19 protein-coding genes are annotated in these 25,767 nt (G+C 37.0%); 10 read left to right on the top strand and 9 right to left on the bottom strand.

The genetic code is table 11. The features are described from left to right. Positions 1-11 precede the first annotated feature (11 nt). A complete protein-coding gene (locus RIV7116_RS05545; RefSeq protein ID WP_015117293.1) occupies positions 12-878 on the bottom strand; it encodes a LysR family transcriptional regulator in 867 nt (288 codons plus the stop codon). Positions 879-1,162: 284 nt separating this feature from the next. Between RIV7116_RS05545 and RIV7116_RS05540 the strand changes: the two genes are divergently transcribed. From RIV7116_RS05540 to RIV7116_RS05530, 3 genes are all read left to right on the top strand, one after another. Beyond that, positions 1,163-1,939, top strand: coding sequence for a trans-aconitate 2-methyltransferase (locus RIV7116_RS05540; protein ID WP_015117292.1), 777 nt, complete (start codon positions 1,163-1,165; stop codon positions 1,937-1,939). A 67-nt stretch (positions 1,940-2,006) separates the two neighbouring features. Continuing rightward, positions 2,007-2,777 (top strand): sulfite exporter TauE/SafE family protein, encoded by a 771-nt coding sequence (locus RIV7116_RS05535; RefSeq protein ID WP_015117291.1) that lies wholly within the window; start codon positions 2,007-2,009, stop codon positions 2,775-2,777. 110 nt (positions 2,778-2,887) lie between these two features. Next, complete coding sequence (locus tag RIV7116_RS05530) at positions 2,888-3,394, top strand: hypothetical protein (RefSeq protein WP_015117290.1); 507 nt, start codon at positions 2,888-2,890, stop codon at positions 3,392-3,394. Between the two features lie 104 nt (positions 3,395-3,498). On the opposite strand, the gene RIV7116_RS05525 is transcribed toward RIV7116_RS05530, so the two are convergent. Continuing rightward, entirely contained in the window at positions 3,499-4,665 is a 1,167-nt protein-coding gene (locus RIV7116_RS05525; protein WP_015117289.1) for an extracellular solute-binding protein, read from the bottom strand. Positions 4,666-5,652: 987 nt separating this feature from the next. On the opposite strand from RIV7116_RS05525, the gene RIV7116_RS05520 reads away from it, so the two are divergent. Beyond that, positions 5,653-6,033: a hypothetical protein gene (locus RIV7116_RS05520; protein WP_015117288.1), complete on the top strand. Its 381-nt coding sequence runs from the start codon at positions 5,653-5,655 to the stop codon at positions 6,031-6,033. Between the two features lie 78 nt (positions 6,034-6,111). Here the strand turns inward: RIV7116_RS05520 and cobT are convergent, their stop codons facing one another. The 3 genes from cobT to RIV7116_RS05505 form a co-directional block, all read right to left on the bottom strand. Further along, a complete protein-coding gene (gene cobT, locus RIV7116_RS05515) occupies positions 6,112-7,251 on the bottom strand; it encodes a nicotinate mononucleotide-dependent phosphoribosyltransferase CobT (protein WP_015117287.1) in 1,140 nt (379 codons plus the stop codon). A gap of 184 nt (positions 7,252-7,435) precedes the next feature. Next, positions 7,436-8,158 (bottom strand): DUF2232 domain-containing protein, encoded by a 723-nt coding sequence (locus RIV7116_RS05510; RefSeq protein WP_015117286.1) that lies wholly within the window; start codon positions 8,156-8,158, stop codon positions 7,436-7,438. A gap of 23 nt (positions 8,159-8,181) precedes the next feature. Further along, positions 8,182-8,880 carry a Crp/Fnr family transcriptional regulator gene (locus RIV7116_RS05505; RefSeq protein ID WP_015117285.1) on the bottom strand — a complete coding sequence of 233 codons (699 nt, stop codon included), beginning with the start codon at positions 8,878-8,880 and terminating at the stop codon, positions 8,182-8,184. Positions 8,881-9,754: 874 nt separating this feature from the next. Between RIV7116_RS05505 and RIV7116_RS05500 the strand changes: the two genes are divergently transcribed. Together RIV7116_RS05500 and RIV7116_RS05495 are read left to right on the top strand one after the other, a co-directional pair. Continuing rightward, positions 9,755-13,741: a hypothetical protein gene (locus RIV7116_RS05500; protein WP_015117284.1), complete on the top strand. Its 3,987-nt coding sequence runs from the start codon at positions 9,755-9,757 to the stop codon at positions 13,739-13,741. A 552-nt stretch (positions 13,742-14,293) separates the two neighbouring features. Continuing rightward, on the top strand, positions 14,294-14,941 hold the full coding sequence (locus RIV7116_RS05495) for a sugar transferase (protein WP_232435815.1): 648 nt from the start codon (positions 14,294-14,296) through the stop codon (positions 14,939-14,941). A gap of 307 nt (positions 14,942-15,248) precedes the next feature. On the opposite strand, the gene RIV7116_RS05490 is transcribed toward RIV7116_RS05495, so the two are convergent. After that, positions 15,249-18,902, bottom strand: coding sequence for a GAF domain-containing protein (locus tag RIV7116_RS05490; protein WP_015117282.1), 3,654 nt, complete (start codon positions 18,900-18,902; stop codon positions 15,249-15,251). 61 nt (positions 18,903-18,963) lie between these two features. Further along, positions 18,964-19,548 carry a 5-formyltetrahydrofolate cyclo-ligase gene (locus RIV7116_RS05485; RefSeq protein WP_015117281.1) on the bottom strand — a complete coding sequence of 195 codons (585 nt, stop codon included), beginning with the start codon at positions 19,546-19,548 and terminating at the stop codon, positions 18,964-18,966. A 111-nt stretch (positions 19,549-19,659) separates the two neighbouring features. Between RIV7116_RS05485 and RIV7116_RS05480 the strand changes: the two genes are divergently transcribed. The 4 genes from RIV7116_RS05480 to RIV7116_RS05460 all read left to right on the top strand — a co-directional run bounded on the left by RIV7116_RS05480 (position 19,660) and on the right by RIV7116_RS05460 (position 23,043). Beyond that, positions 19,660-20,586: a helix-turn-helix domain-containing protein gene (locus RIV7116_RS05480; protein WP_015117280.1), complete on the top strand. Its 927-nt coding sequence runs from the start codon at positions 19,660-19,662 to the stop codon at positions 20,584-20,586. Between the two features lie 144 nt (positions 20,587-20,730). Beyond that, positions 20,731-21,708 (top strand): Rieske 2Fe-2S domain-containing protein, encoded by a 978-nt coding sequence (locus RIV7116_RS05475; RefSeq protein WP_015117279.1) that lies wholly within the window; start codon positions 20,731-20,733, stop codon positions 21,706-21,708. Between the two features lie 314 nt (positions 21,709-22,022). Next, positions 22,023-22,496: an N-acetyltransferase gene (locus tag RIV7116_RS05465; protein WP_015117277.1), complete on the top strand. Its 474-nt coding sequence runs from the start codon at positions 22,023-22,025 to the stop codon at positions 22,494-22,496. Between the two features lie 133 nt (positions 22,497-22,629). Continuing rightward, positions 22,630-23,043: a GNAT family N-acetyltransferase gene (locus tag RIV7116_RS05460; RefSeq protein ID WP_015117276.1), complete on the top strand. Its 414-nt coding sequence runs from the start codon at positions 22,630-22,632 to the stop codon at positions 23,041-23,043. 45 nt (positions 23,044-23,088) lie between these two features. Here RIV7116_RS05460 and RIV7116_RS05455 read toward each other — a convergent pair whose 3' ends face one another. Together RIV7116_RS05455 and gmd are read right to left on the bottom strand one after the other, a co-directional pair. Next, a complete protein-coding gene (locus RIV7116_RS05455; RefSeq protein ID WP_015117275.1) occupies positions 23,089-24,045 on the bottom strand; it encodes a GDP-L-fucose synthase in 957 nt (318 codons plus the stop codon). Positions 24,046-24,196: 151 nt separating this feature from the next. Further along, a complete protein-coding gene (gmd, locus tag RIV7116_RS05450; RefSeq protein ID WP_015117274.1) occupies positions 24,197-25,276 on the bottom strand; it encodes a GDP-mannose 4,6-dehydratase in 1,080 nt (359 codons plus the stop codon). Positions 25,277-25,767: the final 491 nt, after the last annotated feature.

Raw genomic sequence — 25,767 nt, 5'->3', positions numbered from 1 at the left:
CATAAGCATACTTAAAATATCTCCAAAAACCTCTCCAAAACCACCGAAACATCATTTTTACGCCAAATCATCGCAATACTAACTTTTGGCGTTTCTTCTACGAAATATTTATAAACTACTCCCCTGCGTTGTAGATTTTGTAACGATTCTGGAACGATTGCAACACCTATTTGGGCAGCAACCAAACTTACTATAGTTTGCATTTGAATCGCTTCTTGAGCAAGTTTCGGACTAAAACCAACTTGCTGACAAAAGCTAATAATTAAATCGTAAAGCCCCGGAGCTAAAAAGCGAGGAAATAAGATAAAAGATTCATTAATTAAGGATTTCAAACTGATTTTGTCTTGATTCGCTAAAGGATGATTTTCTGGTACTGCAATTATCAACGATTCTTGAAAAACTATTTTTGATTCGTATTTTTTTTGATCTACTGGTGGGCGTACAAAACCAACATCAATCCTACCCAAATTTAACCAGCGTAATTGTTCGTCTGTAGTTAATTCGTGTAATTCCAAACTTACATTAGGAATGCTATTCCGAGAATTTTGTAAGATATCGGGCAAAATATTATACGCAGCAGAACTGACAAACCCAATAACCAACTGTCCGATTTCTCCCCGACTAACTTGTTTTCCTAAAAAGATTGCTTGTTCGAGTTGTCGAAATATTCGCTGTACTTCAACTAGAAACACTTTTCCCGCTTCAGTTAATTCCACCTTACGTTTAGTACGGTGAAATAATTCAAAACCCAACTCATTTTCTAGCTGACGGATTTGTTGACTCAGCGGAGGTTGAGCAATATGTAGTCTTTGGGCAGCCCTACCGAAGTGCAATTCCTCCGCCAAGGTTACGAAATAACGTAGATGTCTTAGTTCCATCTTTCAATTTTGAATTGTAATTATAGTGGTTTTCAACAAACACCCTTTAATAAGGAGAGAAAATTAGTTTTCAACAGACACCCCTCTCCTTAATAAGGAGAGGGGAAGGGGGTGAGGTTCATCTGCATTTTATCCAAGTAAAATCAATATATATCTTTTATATATTAATCATGTATCAAATAAGTATTGGACACTATTCCAAACCTTATTTAAAGTAATAAATGTAGACACGCAGCAGTGCTACGTCTCCATCTATTTGAAACCAAACAAATAATTTAACCCAAATGAATAAAACATCAGTATCCAATAATAATAGTTGGAACAGTTCGCTGTACCAAGATAAACACGCTTTTGTCTGGAAATACGGCGAAAATTTATTAGAAATTCTTAACCCACAACCAAACGAAACAGTTTTAGATTTAGGATGTGGTACGGGACAATTAACAGCGAAAATGGCCGAATCGGGTGCCGAAATAATTGGAATTGATAGCGCATCTGAAATGATTGAAAAAGCGCAAAAAAATTATCCGCAACTAATATTTAAAGTTGCGGATGCTAGACAAATTGAATTACCACAACCCGTAGATGCTGTTTTTTCTAACGCTGTACTCCATTGGATTCCTCAAGCAGATGAAGTAATTAGCAGTGTTAATAAATCGCTTAAAACAGGTGGAAGATTTATCGCTGAATTTGGTGGCAAAGGAAATATTGAGTCAATTGTGAAAGCTTTGTACGCAGCATTAGAAAAAATTGGTGTTGATGCATCAAAATTAAATCCTTGGTATTTTCCTAGCATAGGTGAATATGCTGCAAAGTTAGAAAATCATGGTTTTGAAATTGTTTATAGCAATTTATTTTACCGTCCAACTTTATTACAAGACGATGCTGGTTTGAGTAATTGGATAAAAATGTTTGCTGGTAATTTCTTTAAGGGATTATCAGCAGAAGAAATTAATCAAGTAATTAATGATGTCGAAAAGCAGTTGAAACCAAAGCTATATCGAGATGGAAGATGGTTTGCTGATTATCGAAGGATTCAAGTTAAAGCAATAAAAAAGTGACTATCACGGATTAAATGGATTTCGCTGATTTCACTGATTGCGTTATAACTGATAACTAGCTTTTACTATGGAATCAATAATTTTCTTATTCACCGCATCATTGCTTGCAGGAATTGTTAATGGTGTAGCTGGTGGTGGTGGTTTGATTGCTTTTCCTGCACTTTTAATATCGGGGATTCCTTCTATTAATGCAAATGCTACCAATGCAACAGCATTATGGTTTGGTACTGTTGCTAGTACTGTGGCTTATCGTCGGGAATTCTTGAGCCAACGTCATTTATTACTATTACTAAGTAGTGTCAGCATCCTGGGAGGTATTTTTGGCTCTTACTTACTTTTACATACATCCCCAGCTAAATTTTCCGCTTTAGTTCCATACTTAATGCTAATAGCAACGCTTTTATTTATCTTCAGTCAACCGCTGATGAAATTTTTAAATAAACGCAATCAAAATTCTGAATCAATTCGCTTGCCGTTAACTGTGATTTTGCCTTGGCAATTAGCTATTGCAACTTATGGAGGTTACTTTGGTGGTGGTAGTGGAATCTTGATGTTAGCTCTATTGAATTTTACTGGTTTGCAAAATATCCACAGAATAAATGCTTATAAATCTTGGTTAGCAAGCTGTATTAATGCAGCTGCTATTACCCATTTTGCTTTTGCCGATAAAATTATTTGGTTTGAAGCATGTATTATGGCTGCCGGTGCAATTATTGGTGCTTACAGTAGTGCTTATCTAGCTCGCAAACTACATCCATTGTGGATACGTAGTTTCATTATCGGAGTTAGTTTAAGTATGACTTGCTACTTTTTTATTCAACAGACAAATAAAATTTAGAGGTTAATTACTTAACTAGAAAAAGTTATATTTGAAGATTATAATAACAACGGAACATCACAGCATAACAAACTAGTCAATATATTTTTAATAAACATTAATAATTTATCATGTCTAAATTTTCTGTAATTTTCAGTATTGTTATTAGCACGCTTTCTGTATTACCGGCTCAATTTGCACAAGCACGAGATTCTCGAATCCCCGCACCTTCTCAAGCTTCATTAGAATTAGATTTACTAACTAACCCTAGAGGTAATGTAATTACGGCAGATACTATTTATCAACAGCAGTTAACTGTTCCCAGTCTGTGGTGGGCGCAGGAACAATCTGAAAATAAACTTCTAGATAATTGGATAGCATACCCCGCGATTAATTCTCAACCGGGAAGAGTGGATTTGATTGTCAACGAGCAAATTTGGAGCGTATTAGATTATTTAGAACGTTATAAATTTGTTAATCATTTGGGTAGCGTAGCACGAACTTACGGTTACAATATCCGCGTTTTTAACTACGAAAAAGAACCTTTAGCAACCTATACGTGTAATTTGAGTTTAACTACTCCTCTATGTAATATCGATATGAATGCTACCAGCTTGCTGACTAACACTTCTAACTAATACTCTAGTATAAGTCGGCGTAAATAAGGCAACCATTAAAAATGCCTGAAAAGCCTCGAAAATCACACTTCTTACTTCTTACTTCTTACTTCCGCGAAGCGGTACTAGCTACTTTTCATTTCCCTGAATAATGAATCATACTCCTTAACTGCTGAGGAAGATAAAGGAAGTAAAAATTCGCTTTTCTCGAAAACTTCAGGATTTGCAGACAACAAGTTTTGCAACGGTTTGGGAATTTCAGATGCTGGTATTTCTGTATCAATCGGGGAATTAGCTTTAGTAAGCACTGCAATTTGTTTTGCTATCTGAGGTTTCCAGCAAAAATCAATCCATTTATTTGATAAACTCTCTTGAGTTTCATCCTTTTTACCTGTAACTTTGGGTTGTACCCATAAATCAGCCCAAAGTGCAGTTCCTGAATTCGGAACGACTACGCCTAATTGCGGATAACGAGAAACTAAAGACACAATATCATTAGACCAACCTACTGCTAACCAAGTATCTCCAAGAATTAACGGTTCGATGTAGTTAGTTGAATTATAAAATTTTACCTGTTGATTTAAAACCTGTAACTCTTCTTTTAAAGATTTTATTGACTGTAAATTTTCGCTGTTATAAGACTTCCCTAATTTTTTTAACGTTAATCCAATAACTTCACGTGGTTGGTTGAGTAAGGAAATTCGTCCTTTTAGCTCTTCTCTCCACAAATCGCTCCAATCTTCGATTTTCCAATCAAATTTTTTTAATTTATCCTTACGATATATAATCACCGTACTACCCCAACGGTAAGGTGCAGCCCAAATTTGTCCTTGCTTATCTACCAAACCTTGATTGTTACGAGTTACCAAATCTTGCCATTTCGGGGATAAATTAGACCAATTTTGTAAGTCTTCGCGGGATAATGATTGAATAAGTTCTTTTTCAATAGCCTCTTGCAACCAAAAATCTCCTAAAGTAAGTAAATCAATATTCTTGGCTGGAGATTTGCCAAATAACCCAGAGATATCAAAACCTTCAGATTCCTTTTGTGCTGCTTCGTTTTTTTGCAGGCTTCGCAATTGCTTGAATAACTGTCGCAACTGCACTACCGGCGAAAACTTCAGCTGTGCTTTTTGAGATAAACTTTCTTGAAATTCTTTAAGTATTCTTCCCGGAATAGAACCTTTGAGTACCTGTACTGTTAATTGAGGCTGTTTGGAAGCATTACATCCTACAAGCATTTGCGATATAAGAAGTGTAGATGTTCCGAACAAAAATGAGCGTCTGTGCATACTAACTGTTAGTTTTAGTGCTTTTTATGTATTCTATGAACTGCTTTCGCCGATTGTAACTGATATATTTCGTAACCTGGTAAGGTTGGAGCTAATTATCACAGCTAATTATTTTATGCCAGCCTCAAATTTTTGAGTATAACCATTTTCATTTCAGTCAATTACAGGATCGTGAAATTCTCTCGCTCATTCAATTTTCTGTATTCTAGACAACAGAAAAAGGCTGTATCGTGCAATATATATGATTTATTTTTCCCATAATCAATCCAATATTTAGAGACTCAAATTTTATTATTCACATCATTATTGGCAATATAAGCAAAAATAACTTGATAAATGCCATAAAACGCTGATTTTTTTATTCTAATTATCTAGTTATATTTGTATCTATAGAAGCTGTTTGTAACAATTTTTTGTAAAGATACACTGACTTACTCACTATCGGTATTGGCTGATGTTCAATACTTGTTGCCTAAAGCGAATCAGGCTAAATATTTGGGCTGAGCTAACTATCCTCGATTCTCAAATAAATGCAGTTATCAAATTCGTTAACATGCATAAAATTTCTATGTCTAAAATTGACAATTAGGCAACCTAATAAAATGAGCCATAATATCGTCAAAAGCTTTGATATATATAGCTTGCAGGCATAAAAGAGTTTGATTAGATTCCTGTTAAATCACTTACTGTTTTGCCTTTATGTTTTCTTTATATTTGCGTTAAACTGTTGATGTATAACATTTGCAGTCATAGCTGCACTATTTTTTTACTCGATATTTTTAATGCTATCAACTCATAAGAATTTAGATAAAGTTTCTATAAAATAATTAAAGCATCTACCCGAAGTATTGTTTAGATTTATTTCTAATGAATGAGTTAAGTATAGATTTGAAAAACAAAGACCTAAAGGTTAAATAAATCATAAGTATAGTTAACTTCAGCAATAGAAAGAATAATATAGAGAAATGTATAAAACGAGGGTATGAAATGGAGCAGTTAAAGCATCAAGTGTTGAGCTTGAGTAGTAAGCTCGACGACCTTTATCAAGTGGTTGAGCAGCTAGATGGTAAAGTTTCTCAAGCTTTAACAGAATGTAATTTAGCAGCAGCCTGTCAAGGTCAAGAAAATCATGAAACGGTAGGCGATTTAGGAGAATATCAATTGAAAGATTCTATTGCTTTCAATTCCGACTTAGAACACAAAGATGTGTTAGTAGATGATGTTTATTTAGACGGCAATTTTGAAGCAGGGGATAAGCACTTAACTCCAGATATCCAAATTCAAAGACTTACAGCACAATTAACGGCAGCATATAATCGTATTGCTGCATTAGAAGAGCAATTACTACTCAAGAGAATCAATTCCTAAGCAAGCAGGGGGAAAGGGCTTTTCCTAATTAAAGATGCAATCGGCTGCTGTCGAGACTGCTTCCACTGCGTAAAATTCCTATATCTGCCAATAACGGCTTAACTGGGCTTCAATAGCCTCCAACAGTTGTTTTTGCTGCCAGTTTTCATTTAAATAAGCAGCAATGCAAGCTCCCCCAGCACCCATACCCTCTTTAACAAAGCCTTGTTCGTAAGCTTGTAACTGTACGTAACGGGAATTCTCAAAAGACAGTTCTGTAGCAAGTAGAGATGGTGCTATCGCCCTTTCTCTAGCTATTTCTTGGGCTAATTCCACTGTTTTACCAGTAGAATCGCAGGCAACCCAGCGAGTAGTACCAACTACTATTTCTTTAGGTTGCCAAGAAAGATGATAAAACTCACAAATTGCGCTTGCCAAGGCAAAAACGGCTAACATTTGCGTACCGCCAGCAAGCAAAACACCACTATTACGACTTGCAGAAATAGCCATTCCAGCCACAGCAGCCTGCATTGGATCTCCCACACTCGCAACTATTTGAAGCGGATCTATATTCTCAATTTCCTTTTGTACCCTTGTCTGGTTGTCTGGCAGTCTCATATTCCTCAATCCTGCTTGGACAATCTCCCATTTCTGTGCATGATTACAAACCGGGTGAGAACTATTAATCATACCTCCTGCGGAAATACCTAAGCCCGTTAACACAGCTAAAGCAGTAGTAGTTCCACCAACAACGCACTCACCTATAACCAAATATCCATTTTCTTGCTGAAGCGAAAGTTTTTCACCCCAAATCATTCCTTGATTAAATAAATGCCGTACCGTTGCTATATCCATTGCCGCACCTTGACTTAAACATTTAGCTGGTACGCCTTCTAAATCGATTGTTGGCACGGTTGGTAAAACTAATAAACCTGCATTAAATAAATAAACTGGAATATTTAACTCTTCCACTACAGCGCGAGTAATAAATACTGGAGAAGCACCCGCAATCAGTGGAGGTAAAGGATATTGCCCTTTTCTATCCGCTCCATAGTATAAAAATTCAGCATCAGCGAGCGCTGTATATTTTCGGTCATCGGGAGTGCTGCCAGCTGCGGAAATCCCAGGAATTAAGCCTGTTTCTGTAAAACCTAGAACGCAAGCAAATAAAGGTTTTTTACCTCGATATTTAGATATCCAAGATTCGCTTTGAGTAATGTTTGTATGAATGCTGAGCATTTGATTTGAAAATTGGTAATTGGTAATTGGGCATAGTTAATAGTTAGGAGTTATGAGTTAGGAGTTATGAGTTATGAATAAGCACCTGTAGTGGGAGCCAAACAGATCCCTATTACTCCACTGCATCAATAAACAATTTCCCTATCCCATGCCCTATGCCCCATGCCCAATCCCCAATTCCCAATTAGTCATAGTCCATCAGAACCTGTACCCACTGCGGTGGACGCGGTATAGAATTTCCTAAACGATCTAATAATAACCATGCTGCTATATGCACTACGAATAAATATATAAAATTATTAAGTAATATTAAGCAAATGGCACCTATTTGAATCAGGAAGGGATTAGGAACCGTAAGAAATCCCAAATTGACGAATAACCATTCCAAAAAATTAGTTACTTGATTAATCAAATAAATCCATAGATCTTGACCTGAGAGTAGCGATAGTAACCATAATCGAAAAAATACACCGATTGCGCCTAATAGAGTAGCCAAACTAATCGAGACAATCCAGGGAACGCCACGCTGCCAGGTAGAGCCGAGAAGTACGCCCATAAAAGCATAAGGTATTACAAATAGCATACTCCTAGTAGGCCCCATTAACACTAATAGCAGCAAGCCAGAGGTTAATGCTGACATCCATGCAGCTCGGCTATTCCAGCGTAGATAAACTAAAGCAATGGGTATGGGAAAGAAAACCTTGAGAAGACCTAAAGGAAAATAAAAATTAATAAACCAAATTAAACTAGCGGTGCTTGCTAAAAATGCCGTTTCCACCATTTTTAATGGTGCATCGGTTTGAAGCTGGGGACGGGCTAAATTTTGATTGTCCGTATGGTTGGATGTTTTGCCATTAAAGGAACTATTACCTCCTTTATCGTCTGGTGAAGAACTAACAATATCCATGTCAAAGACGCGCTCCGTAAGGGTTAAATTATCATTTTTTCTAATGCTGATACATCGGGAATACAAATAACTTCCCCACTGCGTTTAATCAGCTTTTTCTTTTCTAACCTAGTTAATACTCTTGTTACGGTTTCTCGCGCCAATCCGCTTAAACTGCTTAATTCCCGGTGGGGTAAGTTAGGGATTTCCACACCTGTGGAACCTTCAATTCCTTGTCCTTCTGCTAAAAATAATAAAGTATCTGCGACGCGAGAAGTTGAATCCGATTCGCGCAACCGTAAGCGTCGATTAACTTGCCTTAAGCGTCTTGCCATCAATTGTGCCAACCGCACTCCTGCTAAAGGCTCTGTATTAAGTAATTTGATAAAATCCTGTGATGGTAAACTACCGATTTGCGTTGAAGTTAAAGTAATCACATCTGTAGAGCGAGGTACTTCATCTAACGCAGCCATTTCGCCGAATAATTCCCCTTTACCTAAAATATTAAGCGTTAATTCTTTGCCTTCTAAATTGTAAGTGCGAATTTTAACCCAACCCTCCAAAATAAAATATACGGAACCCCCCCAGTCATTTTCGAGCAAAATAACTTGATTTGCTGGGTGAGAACGGCTAACAAGATTACTTAAAGCCGATTTAATCGTATTTTTCGGTAAACCTTCAAAAAAAACAGTTGAGAAGGTTAATTCTTTGGCGGGGGTATGCAAGCTATTCCTATCTTCCATTGGGACATTTTCTATTTAGCTGTAATACGAATCACTTTCTATCTGTACCAGTTTTTGGCTAATCGCGATCAAAACATGCCAACTAACGAAAATACAACAAAGCTAGACTATGCTAGCTAAAAAAAGGTGTATTTTGCCGTTTGGACAAGTTTTTTAAAAAACTGATTTATTGCTTTAAACAGAATCAAACCTCTTTGTATACTTCTTGGGAGCACAAAATTCTATTAGTTATTAGGAGTTTAAGTTACCTTTAAGTGTCACGCACTACAAGCCTACAAGAAAAAATGTACCCTTTTGCTTACTCCTATTGATGTTTAATCGAAATTAACCCCAAACTCAATCTGAATTTTCGGCTTTAGGGAGATCCAAGAAATAAAATGTCCCACCGTTTTACAAATATTCCGGTCAAAACCTAGATATACTGGGGTGTCGCCTTTCAGGCGACACCGACGGTGGGACATTTTATTATCTGTAAGTGCCTTAGTATAAGTAGGGGAAGGTTTTCGCTAGGGAGAAAAGTGCTTTATTAGGGGTGCATATTACACGAAGCGCTGTTACGAAGAAGAGAGAAATGCTATTTTCCCGCATCGGATTAACATACTCAAGTCAGCTAATTTTTGCTAACATGGCAATTTTTAACAGTCTCGGTGTAATATCGCCACAACCGGCGTTGTTATTTTTGCACTTAGTGGCAAGATTATACCAAAAGCATGATTATTAGACTTCTTAGTATTATTGTCTTGAAAATAATTGCATACTGCCAACCTGACAGATAATATCCACCTAGTAGTTGTAAATTGATTGCATTTATCGTCGCCAAGGCGGTGCTGCGTTCGTTATTATCCCCGTAAAGCTCACAATAAGGAAAATCAACGTGACTTCCCGCGCAAACCAAATCCAAAGCATGATTGCAGACATTGATAAATTACTCACCCACAAAGGTAAGCGTTTGTGGGGGGCAATATCTTCTCAGGAAGAACCGCGTCAGGTTTTAGAGCGTATTCGGGATTTTCTGGTTAATGAAGCTCAAGTTTCGAGCGAGACTTCTTCACGAGCGCAGTTACCGCCTTTAGTGGCAAAATTTATGCAAGAAGGCAACCAGAATGTTGACGAACCCCAGCGATCGCCATCTTCTGGATCTTCTGATAATCAATTCGCGGAGTTCATCGAGCCGTTGAAGGCGGAATTAAAAACGCTGTTTGAAGAAAGAGCTAATTTGGTAAGCGAAATCCGCGAGTTAGAAAAAAAGCGACTGCATGATTATTCTCTAGCGCAACAGTTAGCAACCCAGGAGAAAATAATTTCTGAGTTTATGCAGGTGCTGAGAAATCGCTTGGAAGATGATATTGATGGCGGGGTTGCTTTAACAGTTGGTGGTAATTCTCCTAATGCTGCGCCTCGAAAAGCTTTAAGTGCTGGGAATCAAATAGATTCAGCGCGGGTAGAGAACTTAACTCAATTGACAAATGATTTAGATCGGCGAATAGTTGCTTTAGATGGCACTGTAAATGTTGTTTTTGAAGCATTGCAGCGTAATATTCACGCTTATCATGACTCTTTATCCCAGGCATTAGCAAGAATGCATTATAAAGGAGTCCAAGGAGAACAGTTGCTGAATGGTTTTATTCAGAATGTTGCCAATCTCTCGCCCGCTCAAGTTAATCAAGAATCATTAAAGCAAGCAATAGATGAAACTAATGTGGAAACTATTGATGCTCAAAGTATTGAATCAATTGAATTAATAGATACAAATAATCAGTTAAAAGAAGATTTTGAAACTGTTGAAGCTGTTGACAGTATTGAAACGATTGAAACTACTGAAACTACTGATAATAATTCAGATACCAAAGATAATTTAGTTGTTATTCCCGACGATACGATTGGTAATATCGAATTTTCTCAAGCCCAAGATAATGTAGATAATACAGATAATATATCTAATAGTTCCGATAGTTCCGATTTAGAAACAGCTATTTCTGAGTTAGAACAAAACTCTACAACCGAACAGCTAGATGGCAATGATTATTTAGAAGTAGATTTTCCAGAGGAAGTAGAAACAGAAGAATTAACCGAACAAGAAATAGTCACAGAACCGGATGCTTTTGATTCTCCGGAAAAAATGCAGGCAGTATTGTCCGAACTCAAAAAATCATCTTCCCAAACAGAAGAATTAGCAGCAGATGCTTTTTCCGAAAATGCTAACGAAGATGAAGTTGATGAACTTTATGCCAGCTTATTCGACAGCGAAAATTTAACTAACCCCAATCCCCAAACCTCTCCTCAACAAGTTATAAATAAAGCCATTGATGTCGAAAATTCTCCAACCACAGCCATATTAGATTCACAATTACAGCAAACAGAAAAAGAAGTCGTATCTCGGGAAGTAGTTTTTGAATATATTCCCTCATCTTCAACTGATGAAACCTCCAATGATTCTGAAAATCAGTCATCAGTACCCGATCCTTGGTCTAATGCTAATAAAGGTTTAGCCGAAAATATTGAAACTAGTCAATCTACCACCCAAAATCTTCAGCAGGTAAATCAAACCCCTGTCAAAACCTATAAACGAAAAACCCAAGCAGCAACTGAAGATACAGTTTCCACACTTACAGAACTTTTATTTGAAGAAGCAACACCACCACAAGTAGTTACACCAACCACTGAAACTTCTCAACCCCAGCCAGAGCATCAACCCCCAGTTGCCCAAGAAACTGCTCAACCAATTGTCGAGAATCAACCAGCTACCTCAACCGAACAGTCAACTCAATCAGAACCCGCGATTCAAACCACTGAAAAAAGACCGCAGTTACAAGAAATTACCCTTCCTACCACTTCTCTTCGTCAGCCCAATCAAAATGAGGATACAAGTACTTTAAATACTCCATTAGAAACTCCTCTTCCCCAAACAGAAAAAACAATTCCATCAGAGCCAGAAAACCCCTCACAAGATAATTCAATCGCGCTAGGTAATACCGAAATTCCTTCCATAAATTCTAGCGATACGGTTTGGTATTTGGGACTGGATATAGGTACTACAGGAATATCGGCTGCATTATTAAATCGTTCCAACCAAATAGTACATCCGATTTACTGGGCGCAGGGAAACCAACCCCAGGGAAATTCTCAAAATTACCGTTTACCAGCAGAAGTTTATCTTCCTAGAACCTCTATTAATCAAAATTCCACAGAAAACCCCGCCGAACAAAATATTTATTCAGCATATCTAAAACCATATTTACCAATTTCCCTTCCTTACAAAAATATTTCAGAAACTAGTTCAACCGAAGTACGACAAAAATGGGAACCGATACTGCAACTTAACGAATTTTCCGCAGTTCCTTTGGTATGGATTATACGTTCTCTGTCAAAACTACTGTTAACTTTAAAATCCGATTCCAATAGCACTACTTTAGGATTAACTGCCACCGCAATCGGTATCAAACAAGAACAATTTTCCGACATTATTAATAATATCGCCGGTATAATTTGCACCTGTCCTTCTAATTGGTCGGAGCAATATCGCTTTAACATCCGAGAATCGCTACTTATTTCTCAATTGGTAGAACATCCTCAACAAGTATTCTTTGTTGAAGAAGCTATAGCCTCCTTACTAGGGGAACTTGAAGGCGCTAATGGCGAAATAGTCAAACTATTGCAGCAGGAAAACTCCTCACCGATTGTTGCAAGTAATAGCGAACTTACGGGTAATACCCTAGTCATTAATATCGGAGCCAGCGCTACCGAAATGGCGCTAGTAGAACTACCAGAAGATTTGCAGGATTTATCACATAACGATTTTATGCTCCACGGCTTTACCTGCGGCGGAAAAGCAATGGAACAAGATATTATTACTCAATTGCTGCTACCGGAAAAATGGCGTACATCTCGAAATAACAAATCTTTAGATAGTAGCAACGACGACAATCCCCTACATTGGAAGCCAAATATTCCTGGCTTAGAACAAGTACGTTTTTCTAGTTTGGGTTTAGAGCATCTAGAATTACCTCGTGCTGGCGAACCCGACATCAGCCAACGCATTAGCTTACAGCAGAGACTCGAAAGTTCTCCCCTTGGTAAAGCTTTATTAGACGCAGCGATCGCGCTAAAATTAATCTTGCAGCATCAGGAATCTTTCACCATCGAACTAGCAGATCAAAAATGGGACTTACAGCGCCGAGACTTAGAAAGTAAAGTATTTGTCCCCTTTGTGCGTCGGATTAATCGCGAATTGAATAAATTATTAAGGACACAAGGTATACCAACAGAAGCCATCAACATGGTTATTCTTAGTGGTGGTGTTTCATCCATAGCTGCAATTAGCCGTTGGTTGCGCCAGAAACTTCCTAGCGCCACAATTATTCAAGAAAAATACCTCAACGAAAACGGTACCCCTGCTTGTTCAAGAGTCGCAACCGGATTGTGCCTACTGCCCTTGCATCCTTTAGTATTGGAAATACCCAGACAGCAATATACAGATTATTTCTTGTTTACCGAATTACTGCGGTTGATACCAGAAAAAGCTACAACCTTCGGTGAAGTCGTTCAGTTATTTGAATCACGAGGTATCAACACTCGCACCTGTCAGCAAAGATTATTAGCTTTCTTAGAAGGAGAAATACCTCCAGGTTTAATACCAAGCAACCAAGATATGCAATGGCTTAATAAAAGTTCCGTAGAAAATTCTCACTACAAAGTTATTAGCGCATCGCCATTATTTGATAAACAAGGAAGTCTTTCCTATCGTCCCAATTTACGACAATTAAAATATCTACGCGATTATCTTGACGCAATCAAAACCAGCGCTCATCAATCTTTAGAAGAGCCTTACATTGTTAATTTTGCTGTTGGAGTCAGCAAATAGGAGATAGGGAGATAAGCTCATTCATTAACGAGTTGATCGTGTCCGTTGAAGCAGGGGATGTTCCCGAAGGGTATTCAGCATCACTATAGGTGCGGTTTGTACCAACACTATGCGATGAGCCACATCTAAAATAAACCCTGAATGCTACCCTTGCCGAACATTGACCGTAATTTTAACGAACACGATATTATGAGTAGTTTTTCGGAGATAATCTGACAGATTTTCAGTATAAAATAGTGATTTATAGTAAACATCTGACAGCAAATAACAAAGGGTTTTTATTTGCTGCTCGCTATTTACTTATAGCTGCTTACTAAAAACTCCCCAAAAATTAACTGTTCGCTGGTTACATTAATTAAAAAGAATACATAAATTTTATATATCCGGTGTGGGATTAGAAGATTACGTAAATTTTCATATTTTTGTAACTTTTACGCAAATAAGTTGTTTATATTAACACTGGTAACTATTGTAAATATGTATTAACACGCACAAATGGTTTTCAATGTTACTTCTGCAACAGAAGATTCTATCAAGCAAGACTTAGTCTTGATGAGTCCACCGGAATCATTTAGCTTAAATTACCAATTTCCTCATGCTTCGCGAACGAGTATCGCGAAAAGATTGATTGATATATTAGGGGCAATTGTAGGGTTAGTTATAACTGCTGTAGTTGCTATTCCAGTAGCAATTGCGACTTTGTTAGATAATCCCGGACCTATTTTTTACAGTCAAATTCGCTGTGGAAATGATGGAACAACTTTCCGTATATGGAAATTTCGTTCTATGGTTATAGATGCCGAGAAATTAAAGCATTTAGTAAAAAACGAAGCTAACGGTCATATATTTAAATGTGTAGAAGATCCTCGCATTACCCGCGTGGGTAGATTATTACGCCGGACAAGTTTAGATGAACTACCTCAATTTTGGAACGTACTCAAAGGAGAAATGAGTTTGGTGGGAACTCGTCCACCTACTCCCGATGAAGTCATGAAATACCAACCACACCACTGGGAAAGGTTGCGAGTTAAACCCGGTATGACTGGAGAATGGCAAGCTAATGGTCGTTCTAGTATTAAAGATTTTGAGGATATAGTCAAAATGGATTTGGACTATCAGCGTAAATGGTCTGTATCTTATGATTTATTTCTAATATTTAAGACTATTTGGGTAGTATTTAACAAAAGTGGTGCTTGTTAGAGTAATTATCGGTTGATAATTGCTTTTTATTTTGTTGTTAAAAATATTCCTAGTTTTTGTAAGTTCAGAGAAAGTCGAAATCTCCTTCGCGGAGAATATAAAAAATACTTGGGCTTCTACCAATTTTTTATGAAATACTACTTCTTAGCCCCTTAGTCTTCTTACATAATAAGAAGATTAAGGGGTTCTATTATGTTTAATTTTATGCTTATCCACATCTTACCGCAGTGTAAGAAACTCGGTTTATTACTGCTTTCACCAAGAGAACCGAGGCTTATGTAGGGCTTGTTGATAATTGTGCAAAATGTTAACTTTTAATCGGAATTTCTATTTTAAACTTGCTACCTTTACCAACCTGAGAATCGCATTCAAATTGACCTGCATGTTTATCAACAATTATTTGATAGCTAATAGATAAACCCAAACCAGTTCCTTTTCCAGGTTCTTTAGTAGTAAAAAATGGGTCAAAAATTTTAGAACGTATTTGATCGGGGATTCCACAGCCATTATCGGAGATACAAATCGAAACATATTTTTCATTGACAACATTCGTACAAACCTTAATTTGCGGTAATTCCTTCTCCTCAGACTTCTCAAACTTGATTTCAATAGCATCTACAGCATTACTCAAGATATTCATAAATACCTGATTTAGCTGTGCAGCATGACATTCTACTTTAGGCAATTTTCCATATTCTCTAACAATGTTTATCCCTGAATGATTAGAATTTTGCTTGATTTTATGCTGCAAAATTAATAGCGTACTTTCAATCCCTTCATGAATATCAACCAGCTTCATTTGTGCTTCATCGAGTCGCGAAAAAGTTCGTAACGAAATTACCAAAGAACGAATTCTTTCTGCACCTATCTGCATTGAATCAACTATTTTGGGTAAATCTTCCAAAATATAGTTTAAATCGATGGTTGTAGCTTGTTCTTGAATATGAGATTCTGGATGCGGATAGGCATTGCGGTAGAGTTCAATTATTGACGATAAATCCTTCATATAATTATCTATATGAGAGAGATTGGCATAAATAAAATTAACTGGATTATTAATCTCATGAGCAACACCAGCAACTAATTGTCCCAAACCAGCCATCTTTTCACTTTGTATTAACTGAGCTTGAGTATTTTGCAGTTCTTTTAAAGTTTGTTCAATCTTCTCTTTTTGGCTTTGAGTTTGTTCGAGCAATTCTGCTTGCTGCAATCCAACTCCTAACTGAATCGCAATTTGTATTAGCAAATCAACTTCGTTTTCTTGCCAATCGCGGCTTCCGCGATTTTGATAAGCTGCCAACAACCCCCAAAGTTTAGCGCCTTTAAAAACGGGTATAATCACATAGGCTTTAGCCTGCATTTTTTCGAGAAGCTTAATGTTAGAAATAGAATCGTTAATATCGTAAATGTTATTAACAACCAGAATATTACTCTTAGTATCGGCTTCATTCTGATAGCTTCGTAAATAATCATCCACAATTACGGGTACTAATTCCCGTACCGGAGTCCAATTATAACCAACTGACTCGGCAACAAACTCCCCAATTTCATCTTTCCGAAAGCGGTAAATTGCCACTCTATCAGCTTCTAAAAGTCGGCGAATCTCCTTCGTAGTGGTATTGAAAATTGTATTTAAGTCTAGAGATTCGCGGATTTTCTGTACCGTTGCAGCCAAAGCTCTTTCCCGTTGAGTTGCTTTACGTTCCCTTTGTGCTGCTTGGGATAATTTCTCAGCTTGCTGCTGTAGCTTTACCAAGGTTGTTGTTTGTTGTAGTGCGACTCCTAACTGTATCCCTACCTGAGCGAGCAAATTTATTTCTTCATCTTCCCAATAACGCGGTTGGGAATTTTGATAAGCTACCAACAGCCCCCAAAGTTTATCTCCAAGGGTAATTGGTACAAAAACCTCATTGCGGGGATATTTTCCGGCTTTAGTTGCTTGCAATAACAAAGGTTCGTTGACTCGCTGGGGATTAGTCAACGGTGCCCAGCCATCTACAATCGAATCAGCAACAAATTCCCCGCTACCGTCGTTGTAAAAACGATATATTGCCACTCTTTCTACTTCTAACAATTGCCGCACTTCTTGAGTAGTGGCTTTAAAAATATTGTCAATATCGAGAGTTTGGCGAATTTTATCAACTGTATTAGCCAAAGCTCTTTGTCTTTCTGCGGCTTTGGCTAATTCTTCAGCTTGCTGCTGGGTTTTTTGCAAAAATTCAGCTTGCTGTAAAGCTACTCCCAACTGCGTACCGATTTGGGTGAGAAAAAAAACTTCCTCCGAATGCCATGTACGCACCCCAGAATTTTGATAAACAGCTAGTAAACCCCAAAGACAATCGTTGAGGTAAATTGCGACAATAACATAGGCTTTCGCTTGATAGTTTTCTAATAAATTAATGTAGCAATCATCAAAACCTGCATCATAAATATCATTACAAACACGGTAAACTTCACCCTTACTAAAATCTCCCCCCCGAGTATCTTGAAGATAGGTATCAACTATCGGAGATGCAGATAAATCTTTGACGCTGCATTCGTTAATATTTTCTACCAATTCTGGTCGATTTCGCTGCTCGTGAATCAAGCAAGTCCAACCTTCCATCACCGACTCCGAGACAAATTTACCGCTCCAATCATCATTAAAGCGATAAATTACGACTCTATCAGCATCAAGCAATTCTCTGACTTCAGAAGTTGTATTGCGGAAAATAACTTCTAAATCTAGAGACTGACGAATTTTTTCTACAACCCCTGCGATTGCTTTTTGCCATTCTGCAACTTTTGCTCTTTCTACTGCTTGGCTTAGCTGTGCTGATTGGGCTTTAACAAGTTCAAGATAATCGGCTTGTTGTAATGCGACTCCCAAATGTTCCGAAATTTGCTCTACAAACTCAATTTCGGTTGTTTCCCAGTCGCGGGGGGCATTACATTGATGAATGCACAGCAATCCCCATAATTCTTCACCTTTAATCAAAGGTGCGACCATATTAGCCCGTACTTGGATTTTCTCTAAAATTTTGATGCGATCGCCATGAATATTGGCTGCATTAATATCACTTACAGCACGAATTTTACCTTGTTCATATTGCTCGGCGAATTCTTCACCAAAACAATCAGCACCAACTTCATTTTCAATCAAAGAATCCCAATCCGAACCAATATCTTCATAAATAAATTCTCCCTGCCATTGTTGGGGATAAAAGCGAAATACCCCGACTCTATCTGTTTTCAATAACTGACGAACTTCTGTAACTGTAGTTATGAAAGTGGTACCCAAATCTAAAGACTTACGAATGCGGCAAACTACTTGATTTAAAGCCTTATGGAGTTCAACTTGATATCTTGCTTGACGAAGTAAATCGGTATGTTGCAGAGCAACTCCTAAATTTTCGCTAATTTGACTGATAAAATCAATTTCCGATTGCTCCCATTCACGGGTAGCGCTACATTGGTGAATGCATAACAAACCCCAAAGACGATTGCCCTTGAGCAAAGGAGCAACAACATTAGCACGAACTTGAAATTTCTCCAGAATTTGAATATAACAATCTTTAAAATTACCTTGATATATATCAGAAATTGCGCTGATTCTTCCTTGTTTGTATAAATCAGCGAATCGGATACTAAAACAACGATCTTGGATTTTTGCAGTTAATGCACAATCCCATTCGGGCGCTACATCTTCAGAGATAAATTCCCCTTCCCATTCTTGCTCATCGCAAAAACGGAACACCGCAACCCTGTCAGCATCAAGAAGCTGTCGTACTTCGGTAACGGTAGTTTTGAAAATCGTTTCTATATCCAAAGATTCCCGAATCCTGGAAATTACACCCGCTAAAGCCTTTTGTTGTTCGTTGTAATTGAGGGAGATTATGGCTTCAGCCCGATTTTCTTGGGATGATGTGTTTGATTCCTCAAAAAATTCCGTGGCAGAAATATCCATGCTGGGAAAAATCATTTAACAGTCTTTTCTAATGATTCCCACTTCCATAAGCAAAATATCAGATTGATTGCGATATTTATCTTTGCAAGCCGCTTTCGGTGCAAACGCTATTTAACTTTCTGTCCCAAACTTCTACAGGTACTTGAGGTAAATAATCGTTGGCAAACACAATACCTATTGTTGGAATTAAATCCCATCCTGGAGAGCTTAAAAAACGGTCATAATATCCCCCGCCATAACCCAAACGATAACTTTGAGAATCGCAAGCGACGCAAGGAACTAAAATCAAATCAACCTCAGAGTAATTAATTATCGGTAAATTGGGATTTGGTTCGCGAATACCGTATTTACCTATTATTAATTCATTTTGGGGTTGCCAACGGTGCCAAATTAAGGATTTATCGACACAACGAGGAAATCCCCATATTTTGTGATTACTTGATGTACTATCTTCTGAGAATAAATAGCTTAAATCGGGTTCTTGACGAAAGCTAAAATAAGCAAGTACTGTTTTAGCTTTGGTAAATAAACTTGAACTGCAAATATTTTTACAAATAGCTTGACTTTTTACCCGCCATTCTTTTTCAGGTAGCGATTGGCGTTGTTTAATAATATTACGACGTAATTCGGATTTTTTTGATTTATTTTCGGTAGCGTTCATGATTTTTGTTGAAGAAAGCTAATCAAAAATACCACGAACCTGTATGTAATAGCTTTGAGAAATTTTATAGTATAAAAAATTGGTTTTTAATTTTAATATTTCAAATTTAAGATGCAAAATAACTCATCAAAAAGTATTTTAATCGATTTTAATCAAGAAAAAGAAGAAGAATATAAACGTGTATTCAACCGCTCTCCTCTAGTCTCTAGTCAATCTGTTGGTTGGGATAATCTAACTATTATTTACGATAGACAACCCCCAATCGAATTACCTAAGATTTGTTTAAAACAGCATTGTATTGGAATTTTGACCGATATTCCATTACCGATGCAAACAGAAAGAATAATTGATGGATGTTTTTTACGAGAAAACAATGTTCAAGGAGATTTGATTATTGTTCCTGCAAACACAACTCATCAAGCAGCATGGTATAGCGAAGGTTGTTCGGTTGCGATCGCGATAGATCCTGTAGTTTTTGCTCAAACTATTTACGAAGTCGTAGATCCAGATAAGATTGAGCTTTTACCCAAGTTTGCAAATCCCGATCCATTTGTTTATCAAATAGGAGTAGCGCTAAAATCGGCTTTAATCAAACATGGTACTAGCAGTCGTCTTTATGCGGAAACTTTAATTAATGCCCTTATCCTTCATTTATTAGAAAATTATTCAACTACTCGGATAAATTCAGTTGAATTGATTTCGGGAAAATTGCCTCAATACAAATTACAGCAAATAATTGATTACATTCAAGCTTATCTCGATACCGATTTAAGCTTGAATAAATTAGCAGCTTCGGTACAAATGAGTCCCCATTATTTTTCGCGATTGTTCAAGGAAACTACAGGATTTACACCTCATAAATATGTAATTCGGTGTCGCATCGAACGAGCTCAAGAATTATTGAAACAAGGAAAATTATCAATTGCTGAAATAGCCAATTCAGTAGGTTTTGTCGATCAAAGTCATCTTAATCGTCATTTTAAACGTTTGCTTGGGATTACCCCAAAAGACTTTTCACAACAATACAAAACAAATTAGATTTTTCTGTTCGCTGTTATTATTCTGCTTTTTTCAAATCACAAATGGCAAGAATATCCAAAAATAGCAAGAATATCCAAGCGAATAAGTCAGATATTTTTAATAGTGTTTATTAGAACATTAATCACTAGAGTCATAACCATCATGATTGAAGCTAAAGCCAAAATGTTAGAGGGTGCGCCTTGGTTATTAGCACATAAATCCATGCTCAAAATAAATCAACCACATAAGATATCTGTTTACGGCAAAGACTATGTAATGTGGAAAGATAGTAAAGGAAATGTTCAAGCTCTACCTAATATTTGCCCTCATATGGGAGCAATGTTATCGGAAGGTTGGTGTAAAGCTGAAACAGATGGTGAAAGTAAAGTTGTTTGTCCGTTTCATGCCCTTGAATTTGATAGAGAAGGTTGCACTGTTTTACCGGGAACGGATAAAAAAACCTTGCCTCAAATGCAGCCTTTGAAACTAATTGTTAAAGATGATTTTATTTGGTCTTATGGAGATTGTAAACCTCAAATTTCCATTCCCGATATTTTAGAAAAAATTTCCGATAGTTACGAATTTATAGGCTATACAGCAGATACCAGCGTCAAAACTGATTTGAAATCGATGCTATTAAATATGCACGATTATAATCATCAAAATGGCACCCACCGCGATTTGTTTGAAATTACCGAAGTTAGATTTGAGAAATTCATCGATAACGGCTATCATTCCGAAGCTTTTTTCAATGCTCCTACTGCACCTAAAACTCTCTGGGAAAAGCTCAAACAACCCAAACAATTTCTACTTCCCGAGATAATTCAAGCTCATTTAGAAAATTATTTTCCTTCATTAGTGATATTTCACGGTAGTAGCCTTTTTGGAAAAATTGCTCAATGTCATCTTTTTGTTCCAGAATCATTAACAAAAACTCGAACCTATATTTTATTATTCGCAAAAACAAATAATCCTTTTGCAAAATTATTAAAAAAACAATTTTTGGAATTAAGTAAAGCTGTAGTAGAACAGGATGCAGACATTTTAAACAAAATTTATGCTAATGCACCACAAAAAATAAAACTAAATAATGAAGTTGGTATGGATTGGGTGAAACATCACTTTGATACTTGGAAATAATCAGAAAATTACATGCACACTACTCTCACATAATAGTAATAATAAAATTGCCGATTTATGAAAATTTTGAACTTAATAAATTATCATCAAAAAGTAAATAATTTTGGCGATACCTTGCTTTCGGAAGATTTTACTATCTCAAATAACCTTTATCCAATATTTAATCAAAAAAATGCGTTCAAAAACGACACACCAATGGAATTAGCAATGAATTATTTTAAACATTGGGGTTGTTAATATTTTCCATAATTTGCAGCCATCATAAAAAAGCTTATTTCTCAGACATAATATAAATAAGTTATCCAAGAGCAAATATGGCTAAAGTTCATTTACGTAAAATAACAGTTGATAATTTCCAAGAATGTATCAGTTTAGAAGTAAATGAAAATCAAAAAGAATTTCTTGCATCAAATGTGAAATCATTAGCTCAAGCTTACGTCAACCCCAATCTTTACCCCTTAGCGATATATGATGCTGCCGTCATGGGTTATATAGAACCACAATTACCAATGATTGGTTTTACTATGTATGAAATAGTTGGCGGTATTGGATTTATTTTGCGCTTGATGATTGATTCCAAATACCAGCAGCAAGGTTATGGAAAAGCTACAATTTTAGAAGTAATCAGACGTTTGAAGCTGTATCCAGAAGTTGAGTTAATCGCTACTAGTTATAAAAAAGGTAACGAAGCAGCATCAAAATTTTACCGCAGGCTTAGATTTATCGATTGGCATATAGAATGGGCTGTCAATCACGAAGCTGAGGTTTATCTTAAACTAGATTCTTAAATCAAGCTTTTATATAGTAATTTTGCATATTACTAGAAACCCGGTTTTTCAAAAAATCGGGTTTCTCAATACTCAATTATTGCTAAAGGATTTATAATTTTAATTTTTGTAAGTCCCAATATCAGCTAAATCGATGAATCAAAATAATATCGAATATAAACACACGCGCAATTTATCTATAGATGATATTTTAATTCTTTATCAAGCTAATAATTGGTCGTCAGCTAAGAAACCTAACGAACTATATAATGCTTTAATGAATTCCCATTCACTCATATCGGCTTGGAATCAAGAAAAATTAGTAGGCTTGATAAATTCAATAACCGATGGTTACTTAGTAGTTTACTATCCGCATTTATTAGTTTTACCTGAATACCAAAAACAAGGTATCGGCTTAAATCTATTAAAAATAATTACTCAAAAATACCAAGACTTTCATCAACAGATACTAGTCGCAGAAGCAGAAACTGTCGGTTTTTATTATAAATGTGGTTTTCGCAAAGCAGGTGATACCCAAGCAATGTGGATTTATCATGGGGAAAATTAAATCACCCCTCTTCTTAATAAGGAGAGGGGAATGGGGTGAGGTTTTCTAAGCTACAGGTTGGGCAGCATGTTCGCGCCACCATTTAACAGTATTCTTCAAACCTTCTTTGAAACCTACTTGAGCGGTGAAACCAAATTCTTGCTTCGCTCTTTCAGTATCCAGACAGCGACGGGGTTGCCCGTTTGGTTTGTCAGTTTGCCATACTATTTCACCGTCAAATTCCATTACTTCGCAAATTGTATTAATCAAATCGCGAATCGAAATTTCATAACCAGTTCCCAAATTAACTGGCTCAGCACCATTGTAAGATTGAGTACCCATAACAATACCCCGCGCTGCATCTTCAGAATACAAAAACTCGCGGGTAGGGCTGCCATCACCCCAAACAGGAATCTCTTTATCTCCTCGTTCTTGGGCTTCTTGAACTTTACGAATTAATGCCGGAATAACGTGAGAACTTCTAGGGTCAAAGTTATCTTCCGGACCATATAAATTAACCGGTAGCAAATATATTCCGTTAAAACCGTACTGCTGGCGGTACGCCTGCAACTGTACTAACAAAGCTTTTTTGGCAATACCGTAAGGAGCATTGGTTTCTTCTGGATAACCATCCCAAATATCATCTTCCTTAAATGGTACGGGAGTAAACTTGGGATAAGCGCAAATTGTGCCCACGCAAGTAAACTTTTCGACCCCAGCTTCATAAGCAGCATGAATCAGCTGGGTTCCCATCATCAAATTGTCATAAAACAACTCAGCAGGTTTTTCACGGTTAAGACCGATACCACCAACGTGAGCGGCTAGGTGAATTACGATATCCTGGTGGTCAACCGCACGCTTGCAGCTTTCCATTACGCACAAATCGTAATCTCGCGAACGAGGTACAGTAATTTTATCCTGTTCTGCCCCAGCTTTAATAAGCTGGTTTACAACTTGACGACCTAAAAAACCCGCACCACCAGTAACCAGAATTCTTTTATTCTTTAAGTCTAATGCGCTCATATTTTCTTTTCGTCCTCGTTGGTATTAAAAGTATTAATCAGTCATCGTTACACCACCGTGAAAAGGCGGTGCCTGCGATGACTGCCTTCCGCGGTCAAAATAATTAAGCCAGCGATTACTTTAATAAAAGATAATCGCTGGCTGTATAAATTTACATATGTAGTGCGCCTAATTCCTGACGAATCATCGCATTATCTTTGATTGCTGAAGCTACTTTGTCACCAGGAGAAGTTAGACCTAAAGCCTGTAAGTCTGCTTCCACCATCAAAGCTACGAGCTGTTCAAAAGTTACCGATGGAGTCCAACCCAACTGCGTTCTAGCTTTAGTCGAGTCTCCAATCAACAAATCTACTTCCGCAGGACGTAAGTAACGCTGGTCAAATTCTACATACTCCTGCCAATCAAGATTTACGTAGCTAAATGCTAACTCTAGAAACTCGCGTACAGAATGAGTCTCATTTGTTGCAATTACATAATCATCTGCCTTATCTTGCTGCAACATCATCCACATTGCCCGTACATAATCTTTTGCATAACCCCAGTCTCTCTTAGAGTCGAGATTACCCATATAGATTTTCTTCTGCTTACCGGCAACAATACGAGCAACCGCTCTAGTAATTTTACGAGTTACGAAGGTCTCACCGCGACGGGGTGATTCGTGGTTAAACAAAATACCATTACAAGCGAACATATTGTAAGATTCGCGGTAATTTACGGTTTGCCAATGGCTGTAAACTTTAGCACAGGCATAAGGACTCCGGGGGTAGAAAGGAGTTGTTTCCTTTTGCGGTACTGCTTGTACCAAACCAAACATTTCCGAAGAACCAGCTTGATAGAAGCGTACTTCAATACCAGTACGTTGTTGATAGTCGCGAATTGCTTCTAATAAGCGTAGGGTTCCCATTCCTACAGCATCTACAGTGTATTCGGGAGAATCAAAACTTACTCTTACGTGGGATTGAGCGCCCAAATTATAGATTTCTACAGGCTGAACTTCTTCGAGAATGCGGCGTAGCGTCGTACCATCGGTCAAGTCACCATAATGAAGAAATAGCTTTACTCCTTCTCTATGAGGATCTTCATAAATGTGATCGATACGGTCTGTATTGAAGGTAGAAGTACGACGAATTATACCGTGAACTTCGTAACCTTGCTCTAATAAAAATTCACTTAGATAAGAACCATCTTGTCCGGTAATACCAGTAATCAACGCTCGCTTTTGCTGGGTCATTCTCCTTTATTCCTTATACTTTTAATGAATTTTATACATGTAGCCTGATATAAGCTAACAGGAATACACTTACTTGCCCAATGGGAAACCTACGAGTTTTATTTAAGTAATATCTCGCGCATTTAGGTAAATATGCTGACTAAGTCTTTTTAAAGATAAACCTTTTAAACGGTAACGAGGGATTTATTATGTATCCAGTATATTCATTTAATCTTTACAGATACTTTATATTTATAACCAATTTTAAAGATTAAATTAATTTTTAATAAATAATTCTATATTGATAATGCTAATTAAAAAAAATAATTGTATTCAGCGATTCTATTTTAATCAAAAAGCTCGAATCAAAAACTAATTTATTCGAGATTAAAACGAATAACAAATAAAAAATATTTGTTGCTTAAAATACAATTGAATCAAGGATAATCTTTAATTTCTAGCTTTCAGTTAATATTGATACAGACTTTGCAATACTAAGAACACTATCCGAT

This window comes from Rivularia sp. PCC 7116 (assembly GCF_000316665.1).
Classification (GTDB): domain Bacteria; phylum Cyanobacteriota; class Cyanobacteriia; order Cyanobacteriales; family Nostocaceae; genus Rivularia.
This window is presented reverse-complemented; position numbering and strand designations above follow the sequence as displayed.

Excerpts from the sequence above, each read along its gene's own strand:
- RIV7116_RS05545 (WP_015117293.1), bottom strand. The coding sequence starts at position 878 with ATGGAACTAAGACATCTACGTTATTTCGTAACCTTGGCGGAGGAATTG.
- RIV7116_RS05540 (WP_015117292.1), top strand. The coding sequence starts at position 1,163 with ATGAATAAAACATCAGTATCCAATAATAATAGTTGGAACAGTTCGCTG.
- RIV7116_RS05535 (WP_015117291.1), top strand. The coding sequence starts at position 2,007 with ATGGAATCAATAATTTTCTTATTCACCGCATCATTGCTTGCAGGAATT.
- RIV7116_RS05530 (WP_015117290.1), top strand. The coding sequence starts at position 2,888 with ATGTCTAAATTTTCTGTAATTTTCAGTATTGTTATTAGCACGCTTTCT.
- RIV7116_RS05525 (WP_015117289.1), bottom strand. The coding sequence starts at position 4,665 with ATGCACAGACGCTCATTTTTGTTCGGAACATCTACACTTCTTATATCG.
- RIV7116_RS05520 (WP_015117288.1), top strand. The coding sequence starts at position 5,653 with ATGGAGCAGTTAAAGCATCAAGTGTTGAGCTTGAGTAGTAAGCTCGAC.
- cobT (WP_015117287.1), bottom strand. The coding sequence starts at position 7,251 with ATGCTCAGCATTCATACAAACATTACTCAAAGCGAATCTTGGATATCT.
- RIV7116_RS05510 (WP_015117286.1), bottom strand. The coding sequence starts at position 8,158 with ATGGATATTGTTAGTTCTTCACCAGACGATAAAGGAGGTAATAGTTCC.
- RIV7116_RS05505 (WP_015117285.1), bottom strand. The coding sequence starts at position 8,880 with ATGGAAGATAGGAATAGCTTGCATACCCCCGCCAAAGAATTAACCTTC.
- RIV7116_RS05495 (WP_232435815.1), top strand. The coding sequence starts at position 14,294 with ATGAGTCCACCGGAATCATTTAGCTTAAATTACCAATTTCCTCATGCT.
- RIV7116_RS05490 (WP_015117282.1), bottom strand. The coding sequence starts at position 18,902 with ATGATTTTTCCCAGCATGGATATTTCTGCCACGGAATTTTTTGAGGAA.
- RIV7116_RS05485 (WP_015117281.1), bottom strand. The coding sequence starts at position 19,548 with ATGAACGCTACCGAAAATAAATCAAAAAAATCCGAATTACGTCGTAAT.
- RIV7116_RS05480 (WP_015117280.1), top strand. The coding sequence starts at position 19,660 with ATGCAAAATAACTCATCAAAAAGTATTTTAATCGATTTTAATCAAGAA.
- RIV7116_RS05475 (WP_015117279.1), top strand. The coding sequence starts at position 20,731 with ATGATTGAAGCTAAAGCCAAAATGTTAGAGGGTGCGCCTTGGTTATTA.
- RIV7116_RS05465 (WP_015117277.1), top strand. The coding sequence starts at position 22,023 with ATGGCTAAAGTTCATTTACGTAAAATAACAGTTGATAATTTCCAAGAA.
- RIV7116_RS05460 (WP_015117276.1), top strand. The coding sequence starts at position 22,630 with ATGAATCAAAATAATATCGAATATAAACACACGCGCAATTTATCTATA.
- RIV7116_RS05455 (WP_015117275.1), bottom strand. The coding sequence starts at position 24,045 with ATGAGCGCATTAGACTTAAAGAATAAAAGAATTCTGGTTACTGGTGGT.
- gmd (WP_015117274.1), bottom strand. The coding sequence starts at position 25,276 with ATGACCCAGCAAAAGCGAGCGTTGATTACTGGTATTACCGGACAAGAT.